The following is a 23,154-nucleotide window of genomic DNA, read 5'->3' on the forward strand; positions in this document are numbered from 1 at the left end:
GGGACTCGGGTTCGTTGCGTTGCTGGCCATGACGGCTTGTGCCCGGGCCACGCCTTCGCCGACGCCCGCGCCCACCCGGCCGCCCGCCACCCCTACGAAGGCGCCGCCCAGCCCGACGCCAACCATGACCCCGACGAAGGCGCCCACGCCTACTCCGACGCAGACGCCGACCCCGACGGCCACGCCCCGGCCTACGCCGAGCAAGGCGGTCACGGTGAAGGTGGGCCAGAGCGCGGCCCTGGGGAAGTTCCTCACCGATGAGCAGGGGTTCACCCTTTATGTGTTTATGAACGACCCGAAGAACACCAGCACCTGCGAGGCGGAGTGTGCGCAGCGATGGCCGCCCTTCCTCACCGCGGGCAGGCCGATCGCTGGCCCGGGGGTGAACGCGGCTCTGCTGGGCACCATCCGCCGCAAGGATGGCACCATTCAGGTCACCTACAACGGCCATCCGCTCTATTACTTCTCGGGCGACGCCAAACCCGGTGATACCAACGGTCAGGGGTTTAACAAGCTCTGGTATGTGATCGGCCCGGATGGAATGCCGATCCAGAAGTAAGAGCCCGTCGGAACGGTGGGGGGAGCGGGCGAGGCATTGAAGGGTGCCCTGCCTGCTCCCCTATACATCCGGGAAGGGATCTGACCATCTTCCGTATTGGGCCCAGCGAGGGAAGTCCTGAGGAAAGGGGGAAACATGGGCGCGTTGCAGCGGTGGAAGAAGGTCATTGGCGCGGCGCTCGGAGGCCTGTTGCTTCTCAGCTGGGGAACCGGGATGGCCTGGCCTCAGGGGGCTCCTCAGACCCGCACGCCTGCCCGTGTCATCGTGCGGGGGACGATCGCTAAAGTGGACCCGGGGGCGAAGACGCTGACCGTGAAGACAGCGAAAGGGGAGATGGTGGAGGTTTCCGGAACGGATAAGACGGCCCTGCTGGTGGTCGGGATCCGCAAGCCGACGTGGGCGGATCTTCATCCCGACGAGCGCGTGCTGGTGGTGGGGACGCGGGCGGACGGGAAGGTGGTGGCACTGCGGATCGGCGTCCGGCCGCCGGTCCGGACCTTCCATGGCACCATTGTGGAAATCAAGGGGAACCGTCTCGTTCTGGAAACGGCGAGGGGGAAAGTAAACCTGCTCACGGATGACCGAACACGCTTCCGCGTCCCCGGGGTGAAGAGCCCTACCCTGAACGATTTCAAGGTGGGGGATCGGGTGAATGCCCTGGGGGTTGGCCACTTCGATGACACCTGGTATGTCACGCTCATGAGCCGGGTTCGCCGAGCTCGGTGAGGTTTGTTCCCTGGAGCTCTGGCGATAGACGGCAGGCTGCTCCTCCTGGAAAGGCGGAGCATGCAAGGGGCGTGGGCCTCTGGAGGCAGCCCCTCTCTTCTAAATGTTTTTTATGTTTTTTATTTTCTGCCCACTGCCCTTCGCGCCGCAGAGAAAGGGCCAGAACAAGGGGGTGGGCGAAAAGGAGAGCGCCAGCGATGATCCGTATCGGTGCGGAAGAGCTATTGCTGATCTTGCTGCTGGCCCTGCTCCTCTTCGGCCCGGGCCGGCTATCGGCGATTGCTCGGGAGCTGGGCCAGAGCGTTCGGGAGTTTCGCCGCGGTCTGACGGAGGAACCCCTCGAGATGCCTCATGCTCAGGGCCGGGAGCCTCCGGAACCTCCCGCTTCTTCATGATTGTGCCGGGCTATTCCTCGTCGGGATCCGTGATGATGCGGATCGGACCGTGGCCGGTGTCGGCTTTCTGGCTTTCCAGAGCCTGGCTGGCGCTTTCCCTTGGCTTGCTGAGCGTCGGCTGGCTTCTGTTGCGCTGCCGCACCCGGCCTGCGGAGCTCTGGCGGATTGAGGGCTGGATCCTCATCGGGGGTCTGGGCCTGGCCCTAATGGGGCTTTTCTTTTTGATCGTGTTCGCCTGGGGCTGATTTCGCCTCCTGGGAGACGGGCGGGCCTTCCCTGATCTGCCCACGCGCCACGAAGCGATTGAGTTGCCGATGGATGGGGGGCTTGATCGGTCAGAGCCCTCGTCAGCCGTGATCAACGTTTTGTATGGGGTGAGGGGACGATGCTCACCATCCAATTCACCAAGAAGGCACTGAAGGCTCTGGAACGGCTGCCGGAGAAGCATCGTCAGCAGATCCTGGAGCATGTGGCATCGCTGGCGGAGGAGATAAACCCCCAACTAACCAAGATCCGGCATGATCGGGGGCTCCTCCTGAGCCGCCGGGCGGGAGAATATCGCCTCTATGTGAAGCGGGGGCCTGGCCTGCTTCAGATCCTGGAGATTCGAAAGCGAAATGATGCATATCGCTGAGGAGGGAGGAGATGGCCGAGATGCAAGGATCCAGCTCCGAAATATCGGAATATCTCATGGCGCTGAGCAGCGCAGATGATGCGGCTGTGCATGCTGCCCGCCGAGCGCTGGTGGCCAGGGGAGCTCAAGTTGTGGAGGCACTCTGGGCGGCCAGGGCCCAGGCCGATGATTCCCTCCGCTGGGAGATCACCCGAACGCTGGTAGAAATCCGGGATCCGCAGGTGGCGGATCGGCTGGTCCAGATCCTGATGGATGACCCGGACCCCGGCATTCGATGGATGGCCGCGGAGGGGCTGGTGAGCCTGGGGGAAGCCAGCCTGCGCCCGCTGCTGGAGGCGCTGGTTCATCATTCCGACTCCGCATGGCTTCGCCAGGGCGCCCATCACGTGTTGAAAGCGCTGACGACAGGACCATGGGAATCCGCCCTTCGCCCGGTTCTGCAGGCCCTGGAGGGCCTGGAACCCACTCTGCAGGTCCCGCCGGCAGCTCAGCAGGCGTTGATGAGCCTGGGTTTGCTTCGATCAGGCCCTGCCTTGTGAAACCGAGATGTTGAGCTGGATCGAGCAGGCTGTAAAAGGGAAGGCCGCTTTCAGCAGCCCCCTTACGGAACAACTTGAACGGCGTCCCGCCCCTCAACGGGCACGCCCTCCCGGGTTTGCCCCCGGAGCACGCCTACGGTGTGCTCCGGGCGGAAGCCCATCTGATCAACCCGGAAATAACAAAGAAGGTCCGCCAGCCCATCCCCATTGAGATCCCCTGCGGTCGTTTGACAGTTCACCACGGGAGCCTCAGCCCCGGTTGGGCCGAAGGTCATACGGGTCCGATCCAGATCCACTGTGGCCATGAAACCGGGCTCCGAGAGGATGGCGACCGGCAGGACCACCGGGCGGTTGAGCGGAATGCGATTAGGGACGGTTCCCGGCTGGACATCGATGCGGATCCGGAGCAGCGGACAAACCGGCCCGGGCGGTTCGCTCAACCAGGGCTCGAAATCGATATGATCGCCTGCTCGATCCCCTCCGCCGAAGGGGTTGCGCAGGTCATGCAGGGGACCTGATGCGTTCCCCCACCCGTTGAACTCCGCGGCCATCACGGTCCCATCGGTCGCTGCGTTCCGCGCCCCCATGGCGTTCCCTGTAATTTCATTGCATCGGAAAACCGTTCCGGTCCCGGGGAAAGAGGCCTCGCTGTTGAAGGATAGGGCGATGCCGTTGCGGGTTAGGCGGTTGTGCTCCACCTGCGTGTAGGGCGAGCGATCGACGGTAATGCCGCTGCCGGCGTTGTCATGCACCTGGTTGCGAGCCACGGTGGTCCAGTAAGCCGCTTGGCCTGGCGCGAGGCTGAAACCTCGGATCCCATGGCCGGCAAGGTTCAGGATCTCGTTTTCAACCACCTGATTGCCCTCCGCAACACCATTGCCCACATCCGCCCCGTGCACGATAATGTCCTCATCGGGCTGGCCCGCGTTTCCACGGCCGATCAGGCGATTGGCCCGGATGATGTTGCGATCCCCCTGAACGAGGATGAGCGTGTGGGGGTGAGGATGCGCCGGGGGATCCGGGGCTTTATCCTCCACCACGAAGCCTTCGAAGGTGTTCCCATCGCCGAGGATCCACACCCCTGCGGGGGCCAGCTCCGCCGGCCGCAGGATGGTATCCGGGCTCGGATCCAGCGCCAATCGATCGAAAGATGTGGATCGAGAGCTGGTTCCGGTGGATGGTGATCTGCTCGACATAGATCCCGGGGCAAACTATGATCTCATCCCCATCCCGCGCCGCTTGAATACTGAAGTAAGCCGTATCCGTGCCTTCCCATGAACGGCTGGCGGCTCCGACGGTTCCATCATCATCCACCCAGAGCTGTTGGGGATGGGGGTTCGATCTCCCGGTCCCAAGGAGAAAAAGCATAAACACGGCAAGGGCAAGGATCATCATCGAGGCAAGAGACCGAACCACGGCGGCTCCTCCGGAGAAGGATTCGAGGTGGTCGATCTGGATGGAGAGCTCCGTCAGGCATCTTCGAAATTACGTCCGGTTTTCGATTTATTCATTGTATAAATAAGGGGGGTTGGATGATCACATACGAATAGTTAGAAATTGTTTTGGGCCCTAAGGATCCTTACTGTGCGGCCGAACGGCCGGAATCCATCTCCTGTGGAGGAACATCGATGGGGCAGCGTCTGGGAGGCCATGTTCTGCTGATTGTGGCCTTGAGCGCCCTCGGCTGGGGGGCCGTTCGATGGGCCCTCTTCTCCTGGAACAGCGTGGTGGAATACCGGAGCCCCTATCTGGGCGTGGAGCTCCCGCCGCCGCCTCCCACGCCCCCGCTCACCGACCGGGTGGTCCTGGTGGTCATCGATGGGTTGCGCCGGGATACGGCGGCTGCGGCCATGCCGACCCTCCAGCAGCTGGCGGGCCGCGGGGCCCGTTATGTCGTCCGCGTCGGCGAGCCCTCGCTTTCTTATCCGGGATGGACCGTCATCGGCAGCGGGGCCTGGCAGAGCCTGAGCGGCGTCACCACCAACTGGTTCCAGGGCCCCGTCCCGGTGGATTCGGTGTTCCAGGAGGCCCGCCGGGCAGGCCTTCGCGTGGTCGGCGCGGGCACCGGCGGCTGGGGGGAGCTCTTCGGCCCCGGGTTCGATCGCCTGGAGGTGCCCGATGTGCCGCTGGAGCGGCCGGAGGAGGTGGATCGCCTGGACGAGGCGATCCTGGCGCGCGGGCTGGATCTGTTGAAGGATCCGCAGGCCCGTCTGATTCTGATTTACTTCGCCGGACCGGATGAATACGGCCACGCCTTCGGCGGCGCTTCCCCCGCCTATCGGGAGATCGTCCGGCGGACCGATGAGCGGCTGGCCCGTGTGGCGGCGGCGATGGACCTGCGTCGCGGAACTCTGATCGTGACGACCGATCACGGCCACATCGACACCGGGGGACATGGAGGCTGGGAGCCCATCGTGAAGGAAGTCCCTCTGGTGATGGCCGGGAAGGGGATCCGCGTGGGGGTGGAAGGGCAGGGGACCCAGGCGGATATCGCGCCCACGGTTGCGGCGCTGCTGGGGATCCCCATCCCGGTCCATGCCATGGGTCGCCCCCTGATGGGGCCCTGGAGGGGCCGCCGGAGGCGCTGGATGCCATTGCTCGGGCTTCCGCGCAGCAGCGAACTCTGCTGATCCACCGGATCGAGCAGGTCCTGGGGCGCCCGCCCACGCGCCTCCCAGACGTGAGGACGGTGGGGGACCTTCCGGCCTTTGATCGGGAGGCGAGCCGGGCGCTGGACCGGGCATATGCGGATCGGCTCGGGCGGGACCGCCTGGGGCGGACCCCCGTGGCCCTGCTCGGCTTGGCGTTGATCGCGCTGATCGCCGCGCTCCTATTCCGGCCTCCCCATCGGGGGGCCATCCTGGTGGGGACGCTGGTCTTCCTCGGGATCGTGTGGGGGCTTTACTTCGGGCGCGGCTATCGCTGGTCCCTCTCCGTCTTCAACACGGAGGCCCAGATCGAGGCCTTCTTTATAGCCCGGATCCTGGACGCGTTGCTGGGATTAGGGGTGGTGGCCCTGCTCATCGGGATCTGGAAAGGGCGTCGCTGGGGCGAGGCCTTTGAGGGGATCCTGCGGGCCTACGGGGGGATCGCGCTGGCTTTCGCCCTGCAGGTGTTGCTCTTCTACTGGGCCTATGGGGTTTCTTTCCGTTGGGGATTGCCCGATCTGGGATGGGGGTTCAAGTATTACCTGGATCTGCTGACCCTGAGCGCCTTCTACCTGGATCTCCCGGGCTTGCCGGATCCCGTGGGCCTGCCGATGGCGCTGATCGGGCCGCTGCTGGGAGCCAGCATCGGCCGCGCCGGGCGCTGGATCCCTCAAGCCCTCCCCCGGCGGGGATCCCGCGGAGCGGACCGCTGAGGATCCGAACTGGAATCGTCGTTCGGGCTTTACGTGTTGAAGCACCTGCCGTAAAGCGAGCCCGTGCAGGCCAGTTGATGGGGGACGGAAAAGCGATCCCCTCTCATGGCGATCGCAGGGTATGGCCGCCGACGATGGCCATACCCTCTGCGAGAACCTCTATACGCCTGTCTCCTCCCTCTAACGACGAAGCCACCGCTGCGATGCGAATTCCCTTTCAAAATGCCCCTTCATTCGGATGAGAAGCAATAAGTTAAAATATTTTAACCATATGAAACCATTTTCGAACCCATGGACCTTGAAATTTGCATATAATAGATTTTGGAGGGCGCGTCGAAGGGACGGATTCCCAGATCCCGGAAAGGAGGCGCCTATGGCGTTCCGTCGGATAGCGGTAGCGAGCCTGATGGCCCTGATGCTTGTCCTCGGTTTCATCCCCCGCTCGAGTGCTGCCCCCGTCGTTCCTCCACGCAAAGGCCCTCCGCTTTCGCAGCCTGCCCTGTTCTCACGGTTCGCCCGGGAGAACGAGCTGGGCGCGGAGGACCTGGCGGAGCTGATCCGCTGGGAGGCCCAACAGGCGGCCCTCGAGGCCCTCTCCCCCGCTGCCCTCCAGGCCAACGCCGACTGGAACCGTCGCCCGCAGAACGAAACCACCATCGCCACCCATCCCGTGCTCACCGGCACCTGGGTGATCGGCGCCAACGACTATGGTATCGGGGTTCCCATCGGCACCGGCGTTTACAACAGCGAGGGCGTCAACTATTTCCCACCGTTCCCGCTCCTCTTCGGCAAGGGCGGCTCCGGCTCCCAGTTCCTCCTCGAAGCGCCCATCGGGACCGGGGATCCGGCCCTCGCTTATGGTTTCACTCGCGGCCGGGTGCGGCGGCCGGTCGTCTACATGGCCTCCCTTGGCTTCAGCGTCACGTTCTGCGAGAACGGGGTCTTCGTCTATCGCTCCCTGGACAATGACCGCACCTGGACCCGCCCCATGGTTCCCCCGCTGGCCCCACCCAAAGGGCTTTTCACGGTGGTCTATTGGGCCAGCGCCCAGAACTGCACGGTGTTCCATGATAAGGAGTTCATCACGGTGGATAACACGGGCGGTCCCCACGATGGGCGGATCTATGTGACCTGGACGCGGTTCTTCTTCGCCAACGGCCAGTATAAGGAATCCCCGATCATGATGGCCTACTCCGACGACAACGGGGTGACGTTCTCCGATCCCATCGAGATCAGCGGCTCCAACCCTGCGCTCTGCCGCACCCAGGTCTCCGGGCCGCCGGGGGAGTGCGATGAGAACCAGTTCTCCATCCCGGTGGTGATGCCCGATGGCACCCTGGTGGTCGCTTTCGAAAACGAACAGTTCCAGGGCGCTGCCGATGGCTTCCGAAATCAGTATCTGGTGGTCCGGGTGAACCCCGACACCTTCCAGATCGAAGGTCCCTTTAAGGTGGCGGATCTCTTCGATGGGTTGAACGATTACCCGATCAACCAGGATGGCCGCCAGACCCTGTGCAACAGCAACTTCCGGGTGAACTCCGCGGGCAACATCGCGGTCGATCCCCGCACAGGCCATCTCTATCTGGTCTGGTCGGACAACCGCCGCCATGCAGGGGAGTTCCCCTTCCCGACTTTCGTCGGCAGCCGGGCGGACGGGTACCCATGCCCGGCAGGCAAGGCTACGGACACCGATGTCTTCCTCAGCAAGTCCACCGATGGCGGCCGCACCTGGAGCCCGCCGGTCCGGGTGAACCAGGACCCGGTGGGCAACGACCGGGACCAGTGGTTCCCATGGGTGGCCGTGGCCCCGGATGGCCGGGTGGACGTGGTGTTCTACGACCGGCGGGACGATCCGGAGAACAAGCGGGCGCATACCTACCTCGCCCGCTCATGGGATGGCGGTCAGACCTGGACGGAGATCCGGGTCTCGGATTTTGCCTCGAACTTCGACGATGCGTTCTTCGGGACCGGCCGGTTTATCGGGGACTACAACGGCCTGGCCATTGACTTCCGCGGCTTCTCCTTCCCGGTCTGGACAGGCGTTCGGCCGGGCAAGACGGATTCGGATATCTTCTTCGCGATCGTCGGACCGTGAAGCCTGAGGCGATCGGGGAGGGGAGGGGGTTGCTCTCTTCCCCTCCCCTTTGGATTTGAGAGGAGGTGGGAGATGGCCCTCTACGCCATTCTCACCCGGCTCTCTCCGGAAGCCCTCGCCCGCCCGGGGGCGATCCAGGAGCTGGGCGCGAAGGTGAGCGAGGCCCTCAAGGCCCAGGTCCCGGAAGCCCGCTGGGTGGCCAGTTACGCTGTCCTCGGGCCATGCGATTACCTGGACATCATCGAGGCCCCCAATGAGGAAGTGGCTGCCCGGGCCAGCGCGGTGATCCGCACCCTGGGCCATGCCACCACCGAGACCTGGGTGCTCATCCCCTGGGAGCGTTTCAAGGCTATTGCGCCGTAAACGCTGTGAAAGCTCCGGCGGAGCTGTCGTTTGGGGCTTATCGTCAGGCTTACGCTTCCGGGGTGGCATCCAGCGCGGCCGTGCCGCTGCGTCGGCGGCACGGCCATGGTCACCCTCTCGATGTCCGGCGGCCGGGTCCTGCCCACCGGGGACTATGAGGGCGATCTGGTTTTCACCTGTGGCGGGAAGACCCTGCGAGTCCCCTGGTGGCTGCGGGTGGATCGGGAAAGGAAGCCGTAAATCCCCCCATGTGGAGAAGCAAGTCCATCCTGACCATGGCGGAGGCTTCTATGAAGTTTCGCATCCTGTTGATCCTGGCATGGCTTCTGGGGGTTGTGGGGCTGTTCCACGTTGCCCCTGCTGTAGCTGTGCAATACGGCCAGCCCGATGGATATGGCCATCCCTATGTGGGCCTGGTGGTCTTCTATGACGAACATAAGGTTCCCCTCTGGCGGTGCACCGGATCCCTGATCTCCCCCACGGTGTTGCTGACGGCTGGCCATTGTACCGGCTTTGACCCAGAGCTCGGTTTCGCGCCCTCCTGGGCTCAGGTGTGGTTCGATCCGGGGCCCATCCCGGTCGACCCGGCGTGGACTCCGGGGACGGCATGCACCCCCAAGATCCAGGGGTATCCATGCGGCGGTGGCTTCTGGGGCACGCCCCATGCCCACCCGGGATGGACCGGATATCTCACGATCCCCAACACCCATGACATCGGGGTGGTCACATTCCGCAAGGCGATCCCAGCGGAGGTCACCCGGGGTCAATACGGCCGGATCGCGCCGGAAGGGTATCTCGATCGCCTCGCGACCCGGCGGGGGTTGCAGAATGTGGAGTTCACGGTGGTGGGCTACGGCCTCCAGCTGGTGAAGCCTGTCCTGGAAGGCGAGCGGACCCGCTATGTGGGGACTGTCAGCCTGGTGGATCTGCGTAGCGCGCTGACGGACGGCTACAACCTCCATTATTCCAACAGCCCCGGGAAGGGGGTTGGCCCGGGCGGCACCTGTTTCGGCGACTCCGGCGGCCCGGTGCTGCACCGGACGGAGAGCGGGGAGGAGGTGATCGTTGGTGTCAATTCCTTCGTTCTCAACGCCAACTGTAAGGGCGCTGCCTTCGCCTACCGGACGGACATTCCGGATTCCCTGGGCTTCCTGGCCGGCTTCGGGGTCACTCCGTGAATCGTGGGGGCTGCCAGAAAGGGGGATTTCATGTCCCATCGCACGTGAATGCGCTGGGCGATCGCGCTGGCGGTGGGGGCGATGATCCTGGTCGGGGCAGCCCCGGCCGGGCCCGCCGCTTCAGCCCTACCGACCAAGCCGACGGTGAACCAGATCATTATCTTCGCGGCCGACGGCATGCGGCCGGACCTGATGGAGCGCTACGCGCGGGAAGGGGCCATGCCGACCTTCGCCGAGCTCCTGCGCCGGGGGGCAGTGGGAGAGAACGGCTTGGTCCAGGCCTTCCCGCCCAACACCGGGGTGGGCTGGTATACCCTGGCGACCGGGACCGGGCCCGGCGAGCACGGCTCGACGAACAACACCTTCCACCGCACTGGAGAGCCTTTCACTAGCAGGACCTCCTTCGCGACCTTCGGCATCCTCCAGGCGGACACGCTGCTACAGGCTGCGGAGCGGGCTGGGAAGAAGGTCGCCTCCGTGGAGTGGGTGGGTGCCCGCAATCTGGATCCCCCTCTCCAGGGACCGGTGGTGGACTTCCGCACCTCCTTCTCCCGGCGAGGGGTGCTGGTGAACTATGACCTCCCCGGCCAGCCGGCGGGAGCCCAGGCCTTTGGCCTGGACTACGAGCGGGTGGACCTCCGTCCGGCCTCGGGCTGGACGAACGCCCCGCCTTCCTTCAGCCCGCCGATGGAGACGGTGCTGGTGATCACCTCCACGGCCACCGCGGTCAACCCCCATCGCTTCTATAACGTGCTGATCTATGACAGCACGGACGACGGGGTCACCAACTACGATCGGGTGATCCTGGATGTTGACAAGGATGCGAGCGTGGTGGCTGCGAACCTCGCCCGGGGCCAGTGGGCGGATATCAAAGTGACCCTCACAGGAGCCCGCGCAGGCCAGACGGCCGGCTTCTACGTGAAGATCATCGACCTCGCTCCGGATCTCTCGCGCTTCCGCCTCTACTTCACCTCGGTGACCCGCATCAACGCCTCGTTCAACGCCCTGGGGCCGACGGGCTCTCGGGCCTTTGAGGAGACCCTGGCCCGGGATTTCCCGACGGCCACAGCGGCGGACTTCGCGCCCCTGGAGGCCGGGCTGGTAGATGAGGAGACCTACGTGGAGCAGGGGCTGTTCTGGGAGGACGCCCACCATCGCATCCTGGAATACATTCTCACTGTCGCCCAGCCGGATACGGAGGTCCTCTTCCTGGGCTACCCGGTTACCGATGAGTTCTCCCATCAGTTTATGGCCCTGATCACTCCCACGGCGCCTGACGGCGCGCCGAACCCGGTCTATGACGACGCCGATCGGGATGGGGTGCCGGACGGCCGGGTGGCGATCCGGGAGGGCTTCATCCGCCGCGCCTACCAGGGGGCCGACGCCACCCTGGGGCTGGCCCGTCGCCTAATGCCTGGCGCCGCTGTCTTCGCCTCCTCAGACCACGGCTTCGCCCCCCAGTGGAAAGCGGTCAACGCCCGCCGCGTGCTGTATGAGGCCAGCGTGAAGGGCGTCTCCCTGCACGCCAGCGGGGCCACAGCTACCAGCAACTGCGCTGCGACCAGCCAAGATCTTGCTAAAGCCTGCTGGGCAGGCGGGACGGTGCAGATTTATGTCAACCCCTCGTTGCCAGCCGGAATCACCTACGAGGACGTGCGCAATGCAGCCATCGAGGCCTTTGCGAATCTGCGCGATCCGGACAACCCCACGGCGAAGGTGGTGGACCGCATTTTCCGGAAAGAGGAGCTGCGGAACCTTCCCGGCGGGGACTCCCTGCACCCCAACCGCAGCGGGGATGTGGTGGTGGTCCTCTTCCCGCCCTATCAATTCGATGCAGCCACGCCGGGCGTGAAGATCGCTGACGCTCCCTTCTTCGGACAGCACGGCTACATGCCCGACCTGGTGGATCTGGAGCACAACATCAACATGCGCGCCGTTTTCCTCGCCGCAGGGCCGGGCATTCGTCATCGCACAGTTCCGGGCGTGCGGGCAATCGATTTCGCCCCCACGATCGCCTTCTATCTGGGGATACCCGGTCCTATGAACGCCAGCGGCCGCATCCTCTACGAGATCTTCGAACGGCCTGGCCAGTGGAAGGAAATCACTGTGCTTAACATCTCCGATTACCATGGCCATCTACTCCCGCTCTCTGAGCGAGCGGACACGGTGGGCCCTTCCTTCGCCATAGGGGGAGCGGCGTTCCTGAAGGCCTGGTTCGATCGCTATCGATTGGAGGCACGGGATGGGACGATCACAGTAGCTGGTGGCGACTCGGTGGGGGCTACACCGCCGATCTCGAACTTCTTCGGCGATCGGCCAACCATTGAGATGATGAACCTCATGGGCTTCAGCGCCGATGGTCTGGGCAACCACAACTTCGATCGGGGGGCCACCTACCTGCGCACTGTGTTGATCCCTCTGGCGACCTTCCCGTATCTTTCGTCCAACATCGTCGACCGCGACACACTCCGCCCGCCGCCGGAGTGGAAGCCTTCCCACGTTTTTGAATTCGACGCAGCCAAGGTGGGGGTGGTGGGCTTCAGCAACCCGGATATTCCTCAATTGATCTTCCCTGGGCGTCTGGAAAACTTCATCGTCCTGGATCCGGTGACCACGACGCAGCAGGAGGTGGATCGGCTCCGGAGGATGGGGATCCGCACGATCATCGCCATGGGGCATCTGGGCGCCACCGGTGGGACGATCACCGCTCCTACAGGTCCCCTGATTGATTTTGCAGATGCGTTGCACGGTGTGGATGTGGTGATCGGCGATCATACGGATTTCCAGGTCAATGCAGTGCGGCCCAGCGGAGTCCTGGTGGTGGAGAATCGAAGCAAGGGAATCCGCTTCACCCGCATCCGTATCATTGTGGATGCGAACACAAAGGCTGCCATCTATAAGACGGCGGACTTTCATAAACCGTGGAACATCGGCATGGCTCCCGATCCGGCCATCCAGGCCCGGTTGGCTGAACTGCAGGCGGAGCTTGCGCCCATCCTCAACCAGGTCGTTGGCCTCTCCAAGGTCGCCATCCCGCGGGCGGACGCCTGCGGGAACCCGCTGGGCCGCACCTGTGAGTCGAGGATCGGGAACCTGGTGACGGACGCCATGCGGTTCACTTACGGGGTGGACTTCGCCGTCATCAACTCGGGCGGCCTGCGGGCGGACCTCACCCGCTCAGGCGATGTGGATGCGGGGACCGGGTTCTTCAATATCCGGCGGGGCTACATCCTGGAGGTGTTGCCCTTCGGCAACGCGGTGGTCACGCTCCAGGTCAACGGCGCCGAGCTCAAAGCCATCCTGGAGAACGGTGTCTCCCGCATGCCTTCCCCGGATGGCCGCTTCCCCCAGGTTTCCGGCCTCTGCTTCACCTATGACATCAATGCGCCGTCCGGCAGCCGGGTCATAAGCGCGGTCCGTCAGGCGGCTGACGGCTCCTGCACCGGGCCTGCGGTGGACTTCTCGTCGGCCGCGGCCTACACCATCGCCATGAACGACTTCATGGCCTCCGGGGGGGACGGCTATCCGGTGCTGATCAGCCGGGCGGCCACCCGGGAACTGATGGATCAGGTCCTGGAAGCTTACATCCAGGCCGCCAGCCCGGTGGCCCCGGCCATTCAGGGCCGCATTGTCTGCAACGGCACCGGCTGCCCCACGGTGACACCGTAGAGGGAATTCTCTGTTCGGGAAGATCATGCTCCTGGAGCTGTGCTCAGGGGCGTGCGCTCTAAGGACATTGCCTAAGGGGCCACTCCGGATGCTGAAGATCACCGGCGTGGCCCCCATTTTTTATCCCCTGGAAGCCGCTTCCCACAACCGGATCCATACTGTTCGCAGGATCCATCCCAGGACGCCCAGCCCGATCAGCAGCGCCGCGAGGAACATCCCGAAGCTTCCCCACTCGCCCCGCACCGGAACCTGCCGCAGATCCACCCATGCGCCGAGCTCGGCGGCCTGGACAACCTGGCGGGCGGTGGCGTTGCTCAGGAGGACCCCGCTCTGGAGGATCGCCAGGGCGATGGCCGTCGCCCGACCGGGCCGGGCTCGATACAGCCAGGCGGCGGCGCAGGCGATGGGCATGCTGGCCCCGGCCAGAAGCTGCAGGGCCACAGGCAGCCGATCCGTTACCATCGGAACATACTGGCTGCCGGCCAGCCCGAAGAGGCCCAGGCCGAGGGTGAAGAGAATCGGGACGAGCGGGCGGGCCTCCTCTCGAAAGCGAGGATCCTTCCGGTCGATCTCCGCAAGGAGCGTTAGGAACGCCCCCACGGTCCCCAAAGCCATCCCGGTCATCAATCCCAGGCGGAGGAGGGCCTCCCGATCCAGATAAATCGTCAAGCCGTGCACTCCGCCAGCGGAGGTGGCGATCTGGAAAAGGGCGGGCCAGCGCTCCGGCCGGGCCGTGAGGCTCATCGCGGCCGAGAACTGGAAACCGATCCAGGTGAGAAGCCCCGCGGCGATCAGGCTGGCGGCGATCCGCCAGCGCCCGAAGGCCGCCGCATAGACGGCCGTGTAGGCCATCAGGAGGAGGGGGATGATCAGGAACCAGAACCAGGCCTGCAGGATAGTGGCTGGGTAGAAGAACTGAGGATAGAGCGTCTGCAGGAAGAGCAGGGGGACGATCCCTGCGTTGATCCCGAAGGCCATGGCGAAGGGCATGACGACGAACAGGCGCTCCGAGACCCGGGGACGGCTCCGGGACAGGGCGATGGCCACTGGAAGCCCAGCGAGCCACAGGTTCATAAACACCATGTGAAGGAAAAAGCCGAACACCTTCAGGGCAAACAGATAGCCGATGGGGATCGGCATCCCCAGCGGGTCCGGTTTCGGGATCGGCGGCATCACGGTTCTCCTCCTTGCTGCAGACGGATCAGGTAAGCGATCAGGGCCTCGCGCTCCGCTTCGTTCCCCAGCCAGGGGGGCATAGCCGGGTTGGTCCGATGCAGGTGCCGGACCGCGTCCGCTAGCATCTCGGGAGTCCATGGCTGGATCAGCGGCCGCATCCCGTTGTAGCCGTCCAGCGCATGACAGGCGGAGCAGTGATACACGTAGAGGGCCTCGCCGACCCGGACCTTCTGAGGCTCCGGGAGGCGGGCCGGGTCGCGGAGTTCCTCCTCGGATAATCCCATTGTCTCCCGCAGATAGAGCTGGAGCCAGGGGGAATGAGCGATCAGGCCATCCTGCTGCAGGCGGGGGGCCTCCGCCACCCGGATGCCCGGGGAGAAAATGTAGCGTTCGATGCGGTAGGGCTTACGCGCCCCTTCGCGGAGGAACTCCCCGCTGGTGATGGCCACGATGCCGATGAGGAGCATCAGGATCGCTTCGGGCGGGTTGATCCAGCGCCCTCCGCGGAGGTAACCCAGGCCGAAAGCGGCCAGGGCGGTCAGCGTCGCGCCGAAGTTCAGCGCCGTCATGATCAGCAGGAGCGGGGCGCGGATCACGTTGAGGCGGGCGTGATCGGGGAGCACAGCGAAATACCCGATCCCGCCGATCAGGATGAGGAACATCCCGGCGATGGCCCAGCGGGAGATGCGGGGGACCAGTTCGTCCCGCAGCCCTTCGGAGGCCCGGAAGGAGAGATGCACCCCGATCCAGAGGGCGGCGATGGCGAGAGAGCCTCCGGTGCGGATCAGCACCTGGGGCAGGAAAGAGGGATTAAAGAAGGCCGCGAAGAAATTCGATTCCGGAGTCCAGCGCCCGGTGGTCAGCATGAAGGCGGTGATGCCTGTGATCAGCGCCAGGCTGAGCCAGGCGGAGGCGGCGTAGATCCATCCCATCGCCATATGTTCCCGCGGCCTCAGGCGATCCCAGAGGTAGTAAAAGGCGAAGGCGGAGACGATCTCCAGGACGAAGACCACCCATTCCGTAGCCCAACCGAAGACGAACACATGGATGAGGGCGCTGGTGCTCTCCGGCGAGGTCAGGCCAATGGTCCACCAGATCCCCACGCCGGTGATGGCCCCAAACACAATGGTCAGCAGCACGAAGAAGCGGGCCAGATCCCGCAGGTAATCCAGGGCATCCCTCCGGTTATGCCGGTAAGCCCACGCCACCCCATCGGCCAGAAGAAAGCCGCCTCCGACAGCGAACTGGGCCACGATCACATGGGGGATGGCCACCAGGGGGATCAGCATCGGAGCCGTGAGGAAGGGAACCACCCACACCGGGTATTCCATATGGACCTCCTGAGGCGATCTCTGGAATCCCGCCCACCCCTGAGGACGTTTCGACCGAAGGCGGTCGAACCCGCCCCGCCATCCTGTGGTGGCCCCCTGGTCAGGTTACATCCTCCTGGGGACCTCGTCAAAAAAGCCGCTCTATAATAGAGCAGCCACCGGTTGCGATCGCGCCCCGGGATCCCCCGGGCCCAGCCATGGAGGTCTCTCCGGATGATCTCGCTGGAGAAAGCCGCACAGCGGGGGGTGCCCAGCCTGATCTGGGGCCCAGGGCAGGCGCGCCGCCTGACGCTCATGCGGCAGTTCGCTCGCCTCGAGGACGCCCGCGTTCTGGTGGATGGATGCGGGGTCGGGATGTATGTGGAGGCTTTGCGGGCGTTCACCCCCGAGGTCTATGGGCTGGACATCGAGGAGGCATACCTGCGCGAGGCGCAGGCGCGCGGGATCCGCCTCCTGGTCGTGGCCGCCGCCGAAGCCCTCCCCTACTCCGATAACACGTTCGACGTGGTGCTTTCCCACGAGGTCATCGAGCACGTGGCCGATGACCGCCGCGCGGTGGCCGAGATGGTCCGTGTGCTGCGACCCGGCGGCCGTATCCTCCTGTTCTGTCCCAACCGCTGGTTCCCCTTTGAGACCCATGGGCACTACTGGCGAGGGCGTTACCACTTCGGGAACACCCCGCTCATCAACTACCTGCCGGACCCCTTGCGCCGGCGTCTGGCGCCTCATGTGCGGGCCTACAGCGGCCGCGCCCTGCGTCGCCTCTTCGCCGGCCTTCCTGTCCGGGTCCTCTATCACACGCGGATTTTCCCCGCCTTCGATCGGATCGAGCGGCGATATCCTGGGATGGGCCGTCTCCTGCGCCGCCTGGCCGATTTCCTCGAACACACCCCCATGAACCGATTGGGCCTTTCCCATTTTATGGTTGTGGAAAAGGTGGAACAGGACTCGCGCGGTTGAGCCTCGATGAGTAGGGCAACGGCTTGCCGTTGCCCTGCTATGGAGATGGGGCTCCCATGACCCGCACCGGCAGCTCGATGTAATCGCGCCCATCGGCCGCTCGCACTCGTTGCATGGTATCTGGATCATAGAGGACGACGATCAGTCGGCCCTCGCCGGAGAGGGGCTCGCGGAAGGCCACCGGATGGGGATCTTCGATGAATTCCCCGTAGACCCATGAGGTGGTCGGCGAAGCGCCATCGGCCGGCATCCGGTCGTCCTGACCGACCAGGCGCCCCCCGGCGTTCAGGACCTGCACCGAAACCACGTAGGGGCGTTCGATGGGATCTTCGTTGAGGGCGCGCCAGACCAGGCGGATGTTCAGGGTTTCCCCATCCCGGACGGTGGTGCGATCCAGCGAGATCCCGACCAGCTCGGCCAGGCCGGGGAAGCGCTGGCCCACCGGGATGTCATAAGGCGGCGGCTCGAACCGGCGCGGCCGCCCGGCGATTTCTATGGTTCTTAGAGGGACGCCGGGCCCGTTTCCCCATCGCAGCCACACTTCCGCCGGTCCGGCGCCCGCCTGGGGCGATATCCAGACCGCTCGCCGCTCCAGAACGGGCAGCCCGGGAATCCATCGGGAAACCGGATAGCGACCATAGCCCGGATCCCCCTCCTGGCGGCCCAGGACCTCCTCCCCGCGCCGGATCTCCAGGGACAACGGGAGATCGGGCAGGCCCGGGCGGTCTGACTGGAGCAGCAGCCACGCGCGCATGGGTTCCCCGGGAGCGAGGGGCGAAGCCGGGAGCTGGAATCCCAGGAGCTGCAGGCCGTCCCCCAGAGCCACTGGGGTCTCCAGACGAGGGATCCCCGCCATCGTCCCGTAGGGATCCGCGATGGCACGAGGCAGGCTCACGTCCACAGTGCCCAGGGTTAGGGCCCGGCCCCCGGGGTTGTGGGCCTCATCCAGGATGTCCAACCCTTTCAGGTCGGGTTCCCGATACAGCGTCACGGTCAGCGTGTAAGGCCCGGGAGGCGCGCCCAGGGGAACCGGGACCACAAAATACGTGGTGGTCTCTTCCCCGGGGGACCAGCGGGCGGTGTAGCGGTGGAGATCGTTCATGAGCATCCAGTCCATGCCGCTGACCCGCTGTCGTCCGGCGTCGAGGAGGGCGACGGCGGCTTTCAGGTTCTCCGGGATCGGTGCCGGCATCCGCCAGCGGAGGGCGACCGCCACCCCTTCCCCGGCATGTGCCTCGGTCTCCATGAAGACCCCGGATAGCCACAGGCGATCCCCGAAGTTGATCGAGACCGGTCGCAGCGGCGGCATCGCCACCGCGCGCTCCAGTTCATAGACCCACAGGGTGTAGCCGGTGAACTCCCGGTGATCGATCAGCCGGCCGGCGTATTCCAGCAGGAACGGAATGAAGCGCTTGTCATCGGTCACCGAACGGAACCAGTGGAGCAGGAAGACCCGCCGCTTGCCTGCGGTGATCGCCTGGAGCTCGGCCAGGCCTTCCGCCTCCCGGCCTCGCATCTTGATCCCCTGGATCGGGGAGGGCCCGGTGTAATATTGTTGCAACGTGTATTCCTCGGAATCCACCACGATGGCGTCATCCGGGGTCGTGACCGCGCTCAGATAGGCCGCTACTCCTCGCACATCCTCCCGGAAGAAGGCTGGATCATAGTAGACGATCCAGAGCCCCTGCAGGAAGGTTGCCCCGATGGCCAGGGCCAGCGCTGCGGTCAGGGCCCGGCCGGGCAGGCGCCAGGGGGGGCGTTCCCTCCAGAGCATCGCCATCAGGAAGGCATCGGTGAGCAGGAGGGCCGGGGTGAGCATCAGGATATAGCGGGGGTGGACGATGGGTTTCCACCGGGTGATGCCGAAGACCAGCAGCAGGGGAAGGGCGAAGGCCCCCAGCCACATGGCAGGGCGGATGGGAACCGGCGGATGGCGGCGCCACGTGGCCAGCCCGGCGAGCGCCAGCGCACCGGCGAAGGCGATTCCATAAGCGGCCGAGGCGGCCACAAACCCGGGTCGCGGCGGCGGCTCGCCCATCTTCCCCAGGACCTCCCGGATGCCGATGTTGAAGAAATGCCAGGTCAGCGAGAGGAACTCGAACAGCGTGGGGAAGGCGGCTCGCTCGTCGCTGTGCTGGCCTGTCTGGCGGTAGGCGGGGGGCAACCAGGGTCCGTAAGCGAGGACCACCAGCGCCTGGGTGAGGGCCCAGCGGCGGAAATTCCAGCGACGATCTTCGATGGGCTGGCGCAGGAGCAGGAAAAGGGCAGCCAGGTTCAGGAAGAGGATGGCGACCACGGAGAAGTAGTGCGTATACATCATCGCCGCCTCCGTGAGGCCCATGGCCGTCAGGAGGCCGGGGGGCCAGCGCTGGGCGTCCATCAGGCGGCCGAGGAGGAAAAGGGCGAAAAGATACTCCAGGGCGAACAGCGTATACATTCGGGTTTCCTGGGAATAATACACATAAGCGGGGGCCAGCACCGCCAGCCCGGCGGCCAGGAGCCCCACGGCGCGCCCCGCTCCCTCCCGGCCGACCCGATAGAGCAGGGGGAGCATCAGGATCCCAAAGATCGTGGAGAGGAAACGGGTGGTGAACTCGGTGTAACCGACGAACGTCCCCCAGATGGAGAGCAGGATGTAGTAAAGGGGGGGATGGATATCCACCGCCGTCATCCGGATGGCGGTCAGGATGCCGTGACGGGCCAGATAGGTGCTGTAACCTTCATCCCACCACCAGCTCTGGACGGCGATCCGATGGAGCCGGAGGGCGAAGGCCAGCAGGATCATCAGGATCAGCCATCGGTCGATTCGAACGCCGCGTCGCATCGGTGGCTCTCGTCCCTTCTATGGATCTGGGAAACGCCTCGCTCTGGAACGGTTTCCGAACCCTCATGGTAAGCGGTCTTCTTCCCTCTGGCGAATCGTTGTAAGCTCCCCCCGTTTGAACCCCAGGGCAGGGCGCTCTGAAGGTCTCCCCTCGATGGCCCAAAGAAATGTGGAGTGGGACAAAAGTCCTATTCGCAAAGAAGGTTTCTCGGTTATTATAAATTCAAAACAACTTGTTGCTTGTTTTGTGATTGCTCTGAGCTCTTTGTGCTTTTCATCTCAGCTGTCGGATCGCACGTTCTGCGCTTGACCGGGGTTCCCGCGACGCGCCTGCTGGTGCCTTCGAGATGATCTGCCTCGTTGCCTGATAGGGACTTTTGGGGCCATAGGGAGCCAGGAAGGCAACGGGTGTGTTCGGGGAGTCCCCTTTCCCCAGAGCGGCGGGGAGAAAGGCGGAGGGATCGTCTCCCTCTCCCCATGCCAGCAACAAAAGCCTTTCGGTCATGGAGGGCGGAGTGATGGCCACCTTGCTGGTGATCGATGATGACCGGGAGTTTGTGGAGCTGCTCCGCAAGCGCCTGGAGGGAGCTGGCTATCGGCTCCTGATCGCTCTGGATGGGGAAACGGGCCTTCGGATGCTGGAAACCGAGCGCCCGGATCTGGTGATCCTGGACATTATGATGCCCGGGATGGATGGCTGGGAGGTTTGCAGACGGATCCGGCAGATCTCCACGGTTCCCATCCTGATGCTGACGGCCAAGGGGATGACCACGGATGTGGTGTATGGCCTGGAGCTGGGGGCGGATGATTACGTCACCAAGCCCTTCCAGGCGGATGTCCTCCTGGCCCGGATCCGGGCGCTCCTGCGGCGCGCAAGCGCTCGGGCGCTGCCCGAGCAAGGGGTCTACCGCTGTGGGGAGATCGTGCTGGATCTGGATCAGCACACGGTGACCGTTGCGGGGCGGCCGGTGTCGCTTACCCCGCTCGAGTTCCGGCTGCTGAGCGTGATGATGCGGAATCCCGGGCGCCTGCTTCCCCACCGGTATCTCCTCACTCAGGTCTGGGGGCCGGAATACGCCGAGGACATCGATAACCTCAAGCTTTACATTCATTACCTCCGTCAGAAGATCGAGCCGGATCCTCGACACCCACGGTATATTTTGACGGAATGGGGGATCGGATATCGGTTCCAGTGTGATTAACGCGCCAACCTGGCAAGGGACACCGTTGATTTCCCTATCCAGCGCGCCCCAGCAACGGAGGGGGTTCGGGCCGGTGCGGAAATCCGCCCGAACCCCCTCTTTTTTGCCCCTTGAGAGATCAGCAGGGGGCGTGGTCTTCTAAATGAATTCAAACCAAAATCTTCACCTTTTCAAACTTCTCTCCGTTACAGTGTTGAAGAACGAAAGGCCAGGCGCTCAAAAGGCGACCTCTGGATCGTTCCCGAACCGATCGCCTGGCCGCGTTGCGTGATGGATGCTGCGATCACCAGGAGCGGAGGAGGACCGGATGGCCCAGCCGCTGGATTCCCCGAGAGACCGGCCGGAGGATCGTGCGGAAGTGCGGATCCTGGTCGTGGATCCCAGCCCGGAGATACGGCGCCTGCTGCAGCAGGAATTCAGCGCAGGGCAGATGTCGGTGTTCGTCGCCGCCCGTCCCTCGGAAGCGCTGGCGCTGGTCCCGGTGGTGACCCCCGATGTGATCCTCACCGAGCTGGCCTTTCCGGATCACGATGGCTTCCGGTTCTGTCAGCAGCTCCGCGCCATGACCTCCAGCCCCATCCTGGTGATCTCCGCGGTTCGCTCCGATCGGGACATCATCCACGCCTTCGATATGGGGGTGGACGATTTCATTCCCAAACCCTTTGCCTTCGCTGAGCTCCGGGCGCGGGTGCAGGCCCATCTGCGCCGCTACCACTGGCGGGGGAAACAGGGGACGATCACCTATTACGCGGATGAGCACCTGGTGATCGATCTGCGGCTTCAGGAGGTGCGGGTCCGCGGGCAACGGGTTCGGATGTCCCGGATCGAATACCGGCTGCTGGCATGCTTGCTGGAGAACGCGGGCCGCGTGGTCCCGCACGAGGCGCTGCTCCGGGCCGGGTGGGAGGATCAGGGGTGGGACCCTCACTACCTGAAGCTCTATATCCGCCACCTGCGAAATAAGATCGAGCCCGACCCTTACCGGCCTCGCTATATCGTGACGGTGTGGGGGGTGGGCTATCGTTTCTGTCCGCAATCTTCCCCATTGGCCTCGGTCGAGAGGATGTCGATGGATGGATAGCATGACTCGCTCAGGAGGCGAAGCCATGAAATGTCTGGTCACCGGGGGGGCGGGGTTTATCGGCTCTCATGTGGTGGATGCGCTGATCGAGGATGGCCACGAGGTGGTGGTGGTGGACAATCTGAGCACGGGGCGGCGGGAGAATCTAAACCCGCGGGCGCGGTTTTATGAAGTCGACATCCGCAGCCCGGCCCTGGCGGAGGTGTTCGAGCGGGAGCGGCCAGAGGTGGTCAATCACCATGCAGCCCAGATGAGCGTGCGGGTTTCCATGGCCGATCCCATGTATGACGCCGATGTGAACGTCCTGGGCTCCCTGAACCTGATCCGCCTCTCCCTGCGGTATGGGGTGAAGAAGTTCATTTACATTTCCAGCGGGGGCGCGGTCTATGGAGAGCCGGTTTACCTGCCGTGCGATGAGGACCATCCGATCCGTCCCCTCTGCCCGTATGGGGTGACCAAGTTCATCGTGGAGCAATATCTGGCGCTCTTCCATCAGCATTACGGGCTCCGCTACACGGTGTTGCGCTATCCCAATGTGTATGGGCCGCGGCAGGACCCGAACGGCGAGGCAGGGGTGGTGGCGATTTTCATCGGGCGGATGCTCCGGGGGGAGCCGGTGGTGATCCATGGGACGGGGGAGCAGATGCGGGATTTCGTGTATGTGGAAGATGTGGTGGCGGCGAACCGGATGGCGCTGGAGGACGGGGGGGCGGGGGTGTTCAACCTGGGAAGCGGACGGGGTACAACAGTGAACGAGATCTTTCGGATGCTGGCCGCGATCACGGGCTATCGGTGGGAGCCCATCTATGGCCCGCCGAAGGTGGGGGAGACGTTCCGCATCTATCTGAAGGCGGATCGTGTGTATCGGGCCTGGGGTTGGCGGCCACGGGTGGATCTGGAGGAGGGGCTGGAGCGGACCGTCGCCTTTTTCCGGGATCGGCTCCGATGAGGGTCAGTGGCCCAGTGATGTGCCTTCACGTGTTTCCAGGGGATCCGGGGTGGAAGGGGCGCAGCGGATCCCTCGGGAGGCTGAGCGGAGCGTTGAAGGCACCCCGCCTGAC

General features: G+C 64.5%; 20 protein-coding genes and 1 pseudogene. 17 read left to right on the forward strand and 4 right to left on the reverse strand.

Going from position 1 to position 23,154, the window contains the following annotated elements; all coding sequences use genetic code 11:
• The 6 genes and pseudogenes from VAE54_RS05500 to VAE54_RS05525 form a co-directional block, all read left to right on the forward strand.
• Positions 1-559 (forward strand): annotated as a pseudogene (locus VAE54_RS05500) (hypothetical protein); the annotation flags it as partial.
• Positions 560-694: 135 nt separating this feature from the next.
• Positions 695-1,285 (forward strand): DUF5666 domain-containing protein, encoded by a 591-nt coding sequence (locus tag VAE54_RS05505; RefSeq protein WP_322800939.1) that lies wholly within the window; start codon positions 695-697, stop codon positions 1,283-1,285.
• A 197-nt stretch (positions 1,286-1,482) separates the two neighbouring features.
• The gene (locus tag VAE54_RS05510) at positions 1,483-1,680 is read left to right on the forward strand and encodes a twin-arginine translocase TatA/TatE family subunit (RefSeq protein WP_322800940.1); all 198 of its coding nucleotides are present in this window, start codon (positions 1,483-1,485) and stop codon (positions 1,678-1,680) included.
• 35 nt (positions 1,681-1,715) lie between these two features.
• Complete coding sequence (locus tag VAE54_RS05515) at positions 1,716-1,925, forward strand: hypothetical protein (RefSeq protein WP_322800941.1); 210 nt, start codon at positions 1,716-1,718, stop codon at positions 1,923-1,925.
• A 140-nt stretch (positions 1,926-2,065) separates the two neighbouring features.
• The gene (locus VAE54_RS05520; RefSeq protein WP_322800942.1) at positions 2,066-2,314 is read left to right on the forward strand and encodes a type II toxin-antitoxin system RelE family toxin; all 249 of its coding nucleotides are present in this window, start codon (positions 2,066-2,068) and stop codon (positions 2,312-2,314) included.
• Between the two features lie 11 nt (positions 2,315-2,325).
• Complete coding sequence (locus VAE54_RS05525; protein WP_322800943.1) at positions 2,326-2,853, forward strand: HEAT repeat domain-containing protein; 528 nt, start codon at positions 2,326-2,328, stop codon at positions 2,851-2,853.
• A 62-nt stretch (positions 2,854-2,915) separates the two neighbouring features.
• Here VAE54_RS05525 and VAE54_RS05530 read toward each other — a convergent pair whose 3' ends face one another.
• Positions 2,916-3,992, reverse strand: coding sequence for a right-handed parallel beta-helix repeat-containing protein (locus tag VAE54_RS05530; protein WP_322800944.1), 1,077 nt, complete (start codon positions 3,990-3,992; stop codon positions 2,916-2,918).
• A gap of 489 nt (positions 3,993-4,481) precedes the next feature.
• Here VAE54_RS05530 and VAE54_RS05535 point away from each other — a divergent pair, with 489 nt between their 5' ends.
• From VAE54_RS05535 to VAE54_RS05565, 7 genes are all read left to right on the forward strand, one after another.
• Positions 4,482-5,483: an alkaline phosphatase family protein gene (locus tag VAE54_RS05535; protein ID WP_322800945.1), complete on the forward strand. Its 1,002-nt coding sequence runs from the start codon at positions 4,482-4,484 to the stop codon at positions 5,481-5,483.
• A 59-nt stretch (positions 5,484-5,542) separates the two neighbouring features.
• The gene (locus VAE54_RS05540; protein ID WP_322800946.1) at positions 5,543-6,214 is read left to right on the forward strand and encodes a hypothetical protein; all 672 of its coding nucleotides are present in this window, start codon (positions 5,543-5,545) and stop codon (positions 6,212-6,214) included.
• A gap of 373 nt (positions 6,215-6,587) precedes the next feature.
• Positions 6,588-8,309, forward strand: a complete 1,722-nt coding sequence (locus VAE54_RS05545; protein WP_322800947.1) for a sialidase family protein — start codon at positions 6,588-6,590, stop codon at positions 8,307-8,309.
• Between the two features lie 72 nt (positions 8,310-8,381).
• Positions 8,382-8,672 (forward strand): GYD domain-containing protein, encoded by a 291-nt coding sequence (locus VAE54_RS05550; RefSeq protein WP_322800948.1) that lies wholly within the window; start codon positions 8,382-8,384, stop codon positions 8,670-8,672.
• Positions 8,673-8,702: 30 nt separating this feature from the next.
• The gene (locus VAE54_RS05555; RefSeq protein ID WP_322800949.1) at positions 8,703-8,912 is read left to right on the forward strand and encodes a hypothetical protein; all 210 of its coding nucleotides are present in this window, start codon (positions 8,703-8,705) and stop codon (positions 8,910-8,912) included.
• A 50-nt stretch (positions 8,913-8,962) separates the two neighbouring features.
• Positions 8,963-9,850, forward strand: coding sequence for a trypsin-like serine protease (locus VAE54_RS05560; protein WP_322800950.1), 888 nt, complete (start codon positions 8,963-8,965; stop codon positions 9,848-9,850).
• Between the two features lie 48 nt (positions 9,851-9,898).
• Complete coding sequence (locus VAE54_RS05565) at positions 9,899-13,519, forward strand: 5'-nucleotidase C-terminal domain-containing protein (protein WP_322800951.1); 3,621 nt, start codon at positions 9,899-9,901, stop codon at positions 13,517-13,519.
• A gap of 120 nt (positions 13,520-13,639) precedes the next feature.
• Here VAE54_RS05565 and VAE54_RS05570 read toward each other — a convergent pair whose 3' ends face one another.
• Both VAE54_RS05570 and VAE54_RS05575 read right to left on the reverse strand, forming a co-directional pair.
• Positions 13,640-14,692, reverse strand: a complete 1,053-nt coding sequence (locus tag VAE54_RS05570; RefSeq protein WP_322800952.1) for a hypothetical protein — start codon at positions 14,690-14,692, stop codon at positions 13,640-13,642.
• Positions 14,692-16,026, reverse strand: coding sequence for a cytochrome ubiquinol oxidase subunit I (locus VAE54_RS05575; RefSeq protein ID WP_322800953.1), 1,335 nt, complete (start codon positions 16,024-16,026; stop codon positions 14,692-14,694). The genes VAE54_RS05570 and VAE54_RS05575 overlap by 1 nt, the downstream gene beginning before the upstream one ends.
• 213 nt (positions 16,027-16,239) lie before the next feature.
• Here VAE54_RS05575 and VAE54_RS05580 point away from each other — a divergent pair, with 213 nt between their 5' ends.
• Positions 16,240-16,986 carry a class I SAM-dependent methyltransferase gene (locus tag VAE54_RS05580; protein WP_322800954.1) on the forward strand — a complete coding sequence of 249 codons (747 nt, stop codon included), beginning with the start codon at positions 16,240-16,242 and terminating at the stop codon, positions 16,984-16,986.
• A 37-nt stretch (positions 16,987-17,023) separates the two neighbouring features.
• Here the strand turns inward: VAE54_RS05580 and VAE54_RS05585 are convergent, their stop codons facing one another.
• On the reverse strand, positions 17,024-19,810 hold the full coding sequence (locus VAE54_RS05585; RefSeq protein ID WP_322800955.1) for a glycosyltransferase family 39 protein: 2,787 nt from the start codon (positions 19,808-19,810) through the stop codon (positions 17,024-17,026).
• A gap of 518 nt (positions 19,811-20,328) precedes the next feature.
• Here VAE54_RS05585 and VAE54_RS05590 point away from each other — a divergent pair.
• The 3 genes from VAE54_RS05590 (at position 20,329) to VAE54_RS05600 (ending at position 23,042) form a co-directional block, all read left to right on the forward strand.
• A complete protein-coding gene (locus tag VAE54_RS05590; protein ID WP_322800956.1) occupies positions 20,329-21,012 on the forward strand; it encodes a response regulator transcription factor in 684 nt (227 codons plus the stop codon).
• A gap of 307 nt (positions 21,013-21,319) precedes the next feature.
• Positions 21,320-22,093 carry a response regulator transcription factor gene (locus tag VAE54_RS05595; protein ID WP_322800957.1) on the forward strand — a complete coding sequence of 258 codons (774 nt, stop codon included), beginning with the start codon at positions 21,320-21,322 and terminating at the stop codon, positions 22,091-22,093.
• A gap of 25 nt (positions 22,094-22,118) precedes the next feature.
• Entirely contained in the window at positions 22,119-23,042 is a 924-nt protein-coding gene (locus VAE54_RS05600; RefSeq protein WP_322800958.1) for an SDR family oxidoreductase, read from the forward strand.
• Positions 23,043-23,154: the final 112 nt, after the last annotated feature.

It is taken from the genome of Thermoflexus sp. (genome assembly GCF_034432235.1).
Classification (GTDB): domain Bacteria; phylum Chloroflexota; class Anaerolineae; order Thermoflexales; family Thermoflexaceae; genus Thermoflexus.

Excerpts from the sequence above, each read along its gene's own strand:
- VAE54_RS05505 (WP_322800939.1), top strand. The coding sequence starts at position 695 with ATGGGCGCGTTGCAGCGGTGGAAGAAGGTCATTGGCGCGGCGCTCGGA.
- VAE54_RS05510 (WP_322800940.1), top strand. The coding sequence starts at position 1,483 with ATGATCCGTATCGGTGCGGAAGAGCTATTGCTGATCTTGCTGCTGGCC.
- VAE54_RS05515 (WP_322800941.1), top strand. The coding sequence starts at position 1,716 with ATGCGGATCGGACCGTGGCCGGTGTCGGCTTTCTGGCTTTCCAGAGCC.
- VAE54_RS05520 (WP_322800942.1), top strand. The coding sequence starts at position 2,066 with ATGCTCACCATCCAATTCACCAAGAAGGCACTGAAGGCTCTGGAACGG.
- VAE54_RS05525 (WP_322800943.1), top strand. The coding sequence starts at position 2,326 with ATGGCCGAGATGCAAGGATCCAGCTCCGAAATATCGGAATATCTCATG.
- VAE54_RS05535 (WP_322800945.1), top strand. The coding sequence starts at position 4,482 with ATGGGGCAGCGTCTGGGAGGCCATGTTCTGCTGATTGTGGCCTTGAGC.
- VAE54_RS05545 (WP_322800947.1), top strand. The coding sequence starts at position 6,588 with ATGGCGTTCCGTCGGATAGCGGTAGCGAGCCTGATGGCCCTGATGCTT.
- VAE54_RS05550 (WP_322800948.1), top strand. The coding sequence starts at position 8,382 with ATGGCCCTCTACGCCATTCTCACCCGGCTCTCTCCGGAAGCCCTCGCC.
- VAE54_RS05560 (WP_322800950.1), top strand. The coding sequence starts at position 8,963 with ATGAAGTTTCGCATCCTGTTGATCCTGGCATGGCTTCTGGGGGTTGTG.
- VAE54_RS05565 (WP_322800951.1), top strand. The coding sequence starts at position 9,899 with ATGCGCTGGGCGATCGCGCTGGCGGTGGGGGCGATGATCCTGGTCGGG.
- VAE54_RS05570 (WP_322800952.1), bottom strand. The coding sequence starts at position 14,692 with ATGCCGCCGATCCCGAAACCGGACCCGCTGGGGATGCCGATCCCCATC.
- VAE54_RS05575 (WP_322800953.1), bottom strand. The coding sequence starts at position 16,026 with ATGGAATACCCGGTGTGGGTGGTTCCCTTCCTCACGGCTCCGATGCTG.
- VAE54_RS05580 (WP_322800954.1), top strand. The coding sequence starts at position 16,240 with ATGATCTCGCTGGAGAAAGCCGCACAGCGGGGGGTGCCCAGCCTGATC.
- VAE54_RS05585 (WP_322800955.1), bottom strand. The coding sequence starts at position 19,810 with ATGCGACGCGGCGTTCGAATCGACCGATGGCTGATCCTGATGATCCTG.
- VAE54_RS05590 (WP_322800956.1), top strand. The coding sequence starts at position 20,329 with ATGGCCACCTTGCTGGTGATCGATGATGACCGGGAGTTTGTGGAGCTG.
- VAE54_RS05595 (WP_322800957.1), top strand. The coding sequence starts at position 21,320 with ATGGCCCAGCCGCTGGATTCCCCGAGAGACCGGCCGGAGGATCGTGCG.
- VAE54_RS05600 (WP_322800958.1), top strand. The coding sequence starts at position 22,119 with ATGAAATGTCTGGTCACCGGGGGGGCGGGGTTTATCGGCTCTCATGTG.